Source organism: Citrobacter sp. S55_ASV_140 (assembly GCF_018919505.1).
Taxonomy (GTDB): Bacteria; Pseudomonadota; Gammaproteobacteria; order Enterobacterales; family Enterobacteriaceae; genus Citrobacter; species Citrobacter werkmanii.
In genome coordinates, this window is sequence record NZ_JAHLQZ010000186.1 from 1 (window position 1) to 7502 (window position 7502).

Genomic DNA, 7502 nt, shown 5'->3' on the forward strand with positions numbered 1-7502 from the left:
CTATCAGGACAAACGGCGCGGAAACCTGACGCAATAACGCCAGCGCATTGAGGTCATACAGTGCAGATAAATCACCGACGATAGCCAACGTTGATTTTGCGCTGGCGCGCTGTACGCCCGCCGCCGTTGACAGCAGACCGTCAATGCCGCTCGCGCCGCGGTTGCTATAAACTGGAAAACCAGCCGGAAGCTGCGACAGCGCATCAATCAGGCGCACGACCAGACTGTTACCCACGAACAGTTGCCCTTGTTCGGGCAGATACTCGTGAATACGATGGGCTAATTGCGCTTCACCAAACACGTCGCGACGGGCTTCCACCGCCTGCCATGCCAGTTGCGCCAGGCGCGGGATTTCCACGCACCAGGGTTGGCGTTTTTCCGCCGGGTGTAGATCCAGCCAGTCACCCACCTTCGCCACCAGCCTGCGCCCACGATGATGCGCCGGATCGAGGCGACCTTCGATATTATCGACAATCCAGTATTCCTGCGGATCGCAGCTGGCCTGCCATTGCAGGAGTCGTTTTCCGGTCAGGCTACTGCCAAGCTGCACCACTATCTGCGCCTGCTGTAACTCAGTCACCGCCTTCGCATTCCCCAACCACAGGTCAGCACATGGCAGGGGTTGTCCGGTTTGCGACAAGACATCGCCAATCAGCGGCCAACCGAGCATCTGCGCCCATTGCGCAACTTTCTTGCCCTCTTCCGCACTCATACGACCCGCGATGACTACGCCGCGCTTTTGTCGCCAGAAAAACCAGTCACGTTGTTTGTCGCTTTCCAGCCGACGCGCTTCACGTAGCCAGGGCTTGTCGTCCTGCCACCAGTCGCCGAGGCGTTGCTGCCAGGCAATCCCCGTTTCGTCCATGTCGCCATACAGCGGTTCCGCAAAGGGGCAATTAATATGAACCGCCCCGCTATGCAGCGCGGCCAGGGCATTATCAATGGTGGACACCAGCCAGCTCGCCGGAATGTCCTGCGTCGGGCGCGGTAAAGAGAGCGTTTGCGACGGATGAGAAGCAAACATGCCGGCCTGACGAATCGCCTGATTAGCGCCACAGTCGATAAGTTCTGGCGGTCGGTCAGCCGTGAGTAAAATCAGTTTTTCACCGGTCAGGCCCGCTTCAATCAATGCGGGATACAGGTTCGCCACCGCCGTACCGGACGTGACAATCACGGCGACTGGCTGGCGACTCACTTTTGCCAGACCTAAAGCCAGATGCCCAAGACCACGCTCATCAAAATGGGTATGGTGGATAAAAGCAGGATTTTCCGCTGCTGCCAGCGTCAACGGTGTAGAACGAGAGCCAGGGGCAATGCAGATATGCCTGACGCCGTGGCGAGTGAGTGCTTCCAGTATGACCGCCGCCCAGCGTCGGTTAAATGCGCTTACTGACATGAGATTGTCCGGTATCAATATTGCGACACAGTATAGAGAATCGAATAAATGGATTTTTGATATGAATCGGAAATATACACGAAATCACTATCCTTCCATCTGTAATAAGGTACGTAACCCTGCCGCTTTATTGTCTATTTCTTGCCATTCTTGCTCAGGATCTGAACCACGCACGATCCCCGCGCCGGCATACAGGCGGACCACGTTGGCGTTAATTTTCGCCGAACGTAATGACACGCAGAATTCACTTTGGCGCAGAGAAAGATAACCCGCAGAACCGGCATACCACTCGCGCTCAAAGGGTTCATTTTGCCGGATGAATTCGCGCGCCAGCTCACGCGGAATGCCTGCAACTGCCGCCGTAGGCTGGAGTTGCATCAGGCAGAGCGTATCGTCGGCCTGATTCAGTTCCGTCCAGATACAACGGCGTAGATGCTGCACCTTGCGCAATCTGAGCACCTGCGGGGGGAGCACATCAAGGGCTTGCGTACAGCCTTGCAGCCGCTGGCAAATATCCTCGACCACCAGCATATTCTCGCGCTGGTTTTTATCATCTTTCATCAACCAGTCGCCTAACTGCCAGGCGCGATGATCCTCGGCGTGATTGGCAACGGTTCCGGCCAGCGCTTCGGTGCGCAGCGCCGTGTCGCGCCGCCGATACAAACGTTCAGGGGAAGAGCCAAGAAAAGCGGAGTCGTCAGAGAATGCCATAAAGAAATGGTAGCAGTTAAGGTTCAGGCGACGGCTGGAAGCCATCACCGCAGCGGCATTCACCGACTGTGAAAACTGTAAATCTGTCGCTCGCGCCAGCACAACTTTGTCGAGTTCTTCCCCATTAATGGTGTGCGTGGCAAGCTTTATCAGATCTATCCAACCGGCTTTATCAGGCCAGTGCTGTTCTCCCGTCAAACTCAAACGCAGCGCGGGCAATGGTTTAACATTGGCCAGCGTGGAAATAAATTCAACCGCGCGTGCGGCGTCTTCACGCAGCGAAACATCACTGTAAAGGTGTAACCGTAAGCTCGCCACTCCGGCACAGCGTCGCCATTCCAGTCGCGGTAACAACAAATTGCCGTGCCGGGGCTCGAACGCATTGAGGCCCCAGATACGCAGGTCAGGTTGATTGTCATGCTGACGTAAAAACTGCTGAGCGGATGCCAGCGAGGAAAACGTGGCGACAGCCCCCAGCACAGCAGCTTCTTCGTCGCCGTTACGCTGCTGCCAGTAAAACTGGGGCCAGACGGGTTGACTGGCCAGCCATCCTAAAGCGTCAAACGCATCGTTCAGAGGGAAAGGTATGTCGTAAATACGAATTCCAGGTGCTGCCGGTATCTCTTGCGACAAATGACGCATCAGACCTTCCAGCGCAGTAGTGATTGATTGCACGCGGACCTCTCCCTGTTAAAAACCTCTCATTATACGGGGTACTGAACAGAAAAAGCAGTACCCCGAGTTAGGGAGTACGAACAAATGCGATGACGGAGCGGAATTTATCGCCGCGCTAACAATAATCCCATCACTAAACCGACCGTGGCGCCAACGCCAATTCCGCGCCAGGGTTTTTCATGCACATAGTCATCCGCCCGGCAAACGGCCTTTTTCGCGCGGAAATAATAATTGTCAGAAGCATGGCTGACGCGATTTCTCACCTCTTCTAACGCCCGCTCCGCCCGCGCTTTTAACTCAAGATATTTTTGATCGGCCGGATCGCCGGAAGAACGCAACACCTCTTCCAGCGTTTCGCTCAAGAGTTCCAGATCATCATCGATACGTGATTCATAAGATTGAAAAGACATTGTATTCTCCCTTTCTATTGACGTATCCGCTAACTATAGACAACCTGGACCGTTTGCGCCTGTTTAAGCCTGATGTGCCTCTCGCGCCATTCCGATGTGTGGAATCCCGTCTTCGTCATAAATATCCGTCACCGGCATAAAACCAAAGCGCGCATAAAACGGTTGCAGATGCGCCTGCGCGCCCAGATACAGCGCCTTGTGCGGCCAGTGTTGCGCACATGACGCCAGCGTCTGGGTCATCAACTGTTGCCCCAGTTTTGCGCCGCGTAGCGCTTCGCTGACTATCACCCGGCCAATGACCACCGGCTCCAGATCGTCATCGCTTTTCAGAATCCTCGCATACGCCACCAGCTCATCATTGTGCCAGCCCAGAATGTGCCGATTTTCGCCAACCAGATCGTCGCCATCTACATCCTGATATGGACACTGTTGTTCAACAACAAATACCGCGCAGCGAAGCTGAAGAATGGCATACAGTTCTTGTGTACTCAGCTTTGCATGGTGGAGATCTTGCCAGTGAATCATTGTCTGCCCCTTTGTTGTGATAACCTGAACACCCTGCCTTAGCGATGGCGAAAAGTGTAACGCAAAGATGGAATTACTATTTTTAGGCACGTCAGCGGGAGTTCCTACCCGCTCACGCAATGTAACGGCAATTTTACTGAATCTGCAACACCCGACTCAGCCGGGGCTGTGGCTTTTCGATTGTGGCGAAGGAACACAGCATCAAATGCTCGCCACACCGTTCAATCCGGGAAAACTCGACCGTATCTTTATCAGCCACCTGCATGGCGACCACCTGTTTGGTTTACCTGGATTGCTGTGTAGTCGTTCGATGGCCGGGAACGTCAAGCCACTGACGCTTTACGGCCCAAAAGGATTACGGGAATTTACCGAAACCGCTTTGCGTCTGAGCGGTTCATGGACTGACTATCCTCTGGATATTGTGGAAATCACCGCGGGTGAAATCATCGATGACGGCCTGCGTAAGGTAACGGCATATCCACTGGAACATCCGCTGGAATGCTATGGTTTTCGCATTGAAGAACACGACAAACCAGGTGCGCTAAACGCCAGTGCGCTGAAGGCGGCTGGTGTTAAATCCGGTCCGTGGTTCCAGGAGCTGAAAGCCGGGAAAACCATCGTCATGGAAGATGGTCGCGTAATTAACGGGGCCGACTTTCTTGCCCCGGCCACCAGGGGAAAATCCGTGGCGATTTTCGGCGATACAGGCCCTTGCGCAAGTGCCTTCGAACTGGCAAATGGCGTGGATGTGATGGTGCATGAAACTACACTGGACGCGTCAATGGAGGAGAAGGCCAATAGCCGTGGACACAGTTCAACCCGACAAGCCGCGCAACTGGCGCTAAAAGCGGGTGTCGGACGCTTGATCATGACCCACGTTAGCTCACGCTACGATGAAAAAGGCTGTCAGCGATTACTCGAAGAGTGCAGAACGCTATTCCCGGCAACAGAACTGGCTCACGATTTCGCCATTTTCACCGTTTAACGCTCTATTTTTTCGCCTCAGTGCCGATAACAGAGAAAAGGCTGGCTTTCACACTGAGGACAGGATGAACAATTTCCAGAAAGATATTGATGACAGGACCAATCTAACCCTGTCTAACCGTTTTGAACTGCTGCTGTTTCGCCTCGGCAAATCCATCGAGGAGCAGAAATCAGAGCTGTTTGGCATCAACGTATTCAAACTGCGTGAAATCGTGCCGATGCCGACGTTTACGCGTCCGGCGGGAATGAAAGCTCCACTGTTAGGTATGGTGAACATTCGCGATCAAGTGATCCCAGTGATTGACCTGCCGGCGGTGGCGGGCTGTAAACCAGAGACCGGGCTCAACATCCTGCTCATTACGGAATACGCCCGCAGCGTACAGGCGTTTGCGGTGGAGTCAGTGGAAAACATTATGCGTCTGGACTGGCAACAGGTACATACCGCCGAGAAAGCCGTCAACGGTCGCTACATCACCAGTATCGCCTGCCTGGATGACGACAAAGAGACCAACAACCTGGCGCTGGTACTCGATGTTGAACAAATTCTTTACGACATCGTACCGTCCAATCACGATTTACGCGCGACAGACCTGAAAACCAGTAAATTCAACATCACGCCGGGTGCGGTGGCGATTGTGGCAGAAGATTCGAAAGTCGCGCGCGCGATGCTGGAGAAAGGGCTTAACGCCATGGAAATCCCGCATCAGATGCATGTGACAGGTAAGGATGCGTGGGAAAAAATCCAGCAGCTTTCCGCAGAAGCGCAGGCGGAAGGCAAGCCAATCACTGAGAAGATAGCCCTGGTGCTCACCGACCTGGAAATGCCGGAGATGGACGGTTTTACGCTTACCCGGAAGATCAAGACCGACGAACGCCTGAAGAAAATCCCGGTCGTTATCCACTCCTCGCTTTCCGGTAGCGCCAATGAAGATCACGTTCGCCGGGTTAAAGCTGATGGTTATGTGGCAAAATTTGAGGTCAATGAGCTCTCTTCTGTGATTCAGGAAGTCATGGAGCGCGCAGCGAAAGACATTAGCGGTCCACTGGTGAGCCGTCAGCTTTCGGCCTGACGCCCAACCAGCCCCCCCCCCCCCTTACTCTGCGGTTCTCCAACGAGTAAGGGAGTCGTTCCCCCACAAAAATAATCTCCTTACCATACCCTCCCTTTAATTATCATTAAAAATTGCCGCTTTTAGATATCAGCCGTTGAGTCAAAAAATAGCCTCAACAATTATCCTACATGATTTTCACATTTCTAAGCAGGCAGTGACGTGGATAAACACCGTTTCATAAAAGATCTCCAAAAACATGCAAAATCTCTGGCCAAATACAAACTTAATTTAGACATCGACAATATCAAGAATACTTTAATCGCAGGCCAGCAACATATAGAGGAGAATGAACAATCTGTCACCTTAATCAATAACCTCATACCGCTCACGACAAGAGATATCACTGAAAAAGACGTAGACATTATTCTTCCTATAATTTCAGAATACTGGATGACGCTCCTGCGCTCCGCGCAATATAAGATTTTCTTTTATGGCACCCATAGTCATTATCTCAGTTTTAGTACCATTATCGCGGATTGTTTTCAGTCACAACTTGTACATCTGGACATCACCGCAGACGTTGAACACTGTATCCAGGCCATCAATCATCCGTCACCCGATAATGCAACTAAAATTCTCATCTATGATGATGAAGGAAGCCATATTTTAAGAAGAAAATTCGACTGCGCGAATGTCTTCTCTTACATCTACTATAGTCCTCTACGTGTGACTTGTGGGACTAACAAAAAATATGCCATGTATCTGGAACATGAATACAAAAAATATAATACACAGATTATTGATAATGTCGTTACCGGGTCGTCATATGCCTGGTGGGGTGTACCAACGCAATTGACTACCTGTACAGCCAATATGTCCGTTAAAAGTGGTGATACTGCCTTTGCCCTGGCTATCACTGAACATCTGTCTCAGAGTGGCAAGTTAAAAAAACATATTCATATCACGAGTTTTTTTGATTTACACCATGAATTGGCCAGAAGTAAAGGCAGCTTTAACAGTGGTGTATTTAAGGAGCTTAAATTTTTCGCCAAAAAAAATAATATCCCATACATTCAATATGATGAAGAAATTTTCACCAGCAATCATGATGAGATATACCAACCAGCGTCAATTAGCAGTAGCATTGAAAAAAACCTGTTAAGTTTATTTATATCTGAAGCAAAGTTGATAGCCGCAATAACAGACATTGTTAACTATAAATATCTCAACTTTGACTTTCATATGGCAATTGATGAGCAAAGAAATGAAAGTTCAATGTGCGAAGAAGAAATGGATAAACTCAGCATACAGCGCGGCAGCAATCATTCCAAACTTTTTCGTCATAAGGAATCATTGAGTTCGAATTCTCGTAATATTGAGAAAATGGTCCACAATGCTGAGAAGAATAAATACGCTATGTATATAGTATTTCCCCCTCAGCCACAGAAATATATAGAAAACATTAATAAAGAAATGGTCAATGAGGCTTTTTCATTTTACCAACAAATCACATTAAATAAGGAAAATATTGTACTTATCGATATGAGTGGTGACCCGGACTTTACTCGTCACGACTTTCAGGATGGCGACCACTTAAACTTTAAGGGTGCGATTAAATTTATACAGAAACTTCAGGCCTATGGCATCACAATATAGATAAAAAAAAGAGTCTGGACATTGCCCAGACTCTTTTTTGTTTACAGCATGATGTATTACATCAGCGGTGCCGCTAACTGCACAATGCTGATC

General features: G+C 50.3%; 7 protein-coding genes. 3 read left to right on the forward strand and 4 right to left on the reverse strand.

Annotated elements, in window-relative coordinates; translation table 11 throughout:
- The 4 genes from menD to KQJ18_RS19575 all read right to left on the reverse strand — a co-directional run.
- On the reverse strand, positions 1-1396 hold a 1396-nt coding region (menD, locus tag KQJ18_RS19560), incomplete at its 3' end, for a 2-succinyl-5-enolpyruvyl-6-hydroxy-3-cyclohexene-1-carboxylic-acid synthase (RefSeq protein WP_216422542.1).
- Positions 1397-1483: 87 nt separating this feature from the next.
- Complete coding sequence (gene menF, locus KQJ18_RS19565; RefSeq protein ID WP_216422543.1) at positions 1484-2782, reverse strand: isochorismate synthase MenF; 1299 nt, start codon at positions 2780-2782, stop codon at positions 1484-1486.
- Positions 2783-2886: 104 nt separating this feature from the next.
- Positions 2887-3192 carry a stress response protein ElaB gene (elaB, locus tag KQJ18_RS19570; RefSeq protein ID WP_006683669.1) on the reverse strand — a complete coding sequence of 102 codons (306 nt, stop codon included), beginning with the start codon at positions 3190-3192 and terminating at the stop codon, positions 2887-2889.
- Positions 3193-3255: 63 nt separating this feature from the next.
- The gene (locus KQJ18_RS19575; protein ID WP_038642287.1) at positions 3256-3717 is read right to left on the reverse strand and encodes a GNAT family N-acetyltransferase; all 462 of its coding nucleotides are present in this window, start codon (positions 3715-3717) and stop codon (positions 3256-3258) included.
- 67 nt (positions 3718-3784) lie between these two features.
- On the opposite strand from KQJ18_RS19575, the gene rbn reads away from it, so the two are divergent.
- The 3 genes from rbn to KQJ18_RS19590 all read left to right on the forward strand — a co-directional run bounded on the left by rbn (position 3785) and on the right by KQJ18_RS19590 (position 7409).
- Positions 3785-4702, forward strand: a complete 918-nt coding sequence (gene rbn / locus KQJ18_RS19580) for a ribonuclease BN (RefSeq protein ID WP_216422545.1) — start codon at positions 3785-3787, stop codon at positions 4700-4702.
- A 64-nt stretch (positions 4703-4766) separates the two neighbouring features.
- Complete coding sequence (locus tag KQJ18_RS19585) at positions 4767-5771, forward strand: chemotaxis protein (RefSeq protein WP_038642291.1); 1005 nt, start codon at positions 4767-4769, stop codon at positions 5769-5771.
- A 201-nt stretch (positions 5772-5972) separates the two neighbouring features.
- Complete coding sequence (locus KQJ18_RS19590) at positions 5973-7409, forward strand: hypothetical protein (RefSeq protein ID WP_216422546.1); 1437 nt, start codon at positions 5973-5975, stop codon at positions 7407-7409.
- Positions 7410-7502 lie beyond the last annotated feature (93 nt).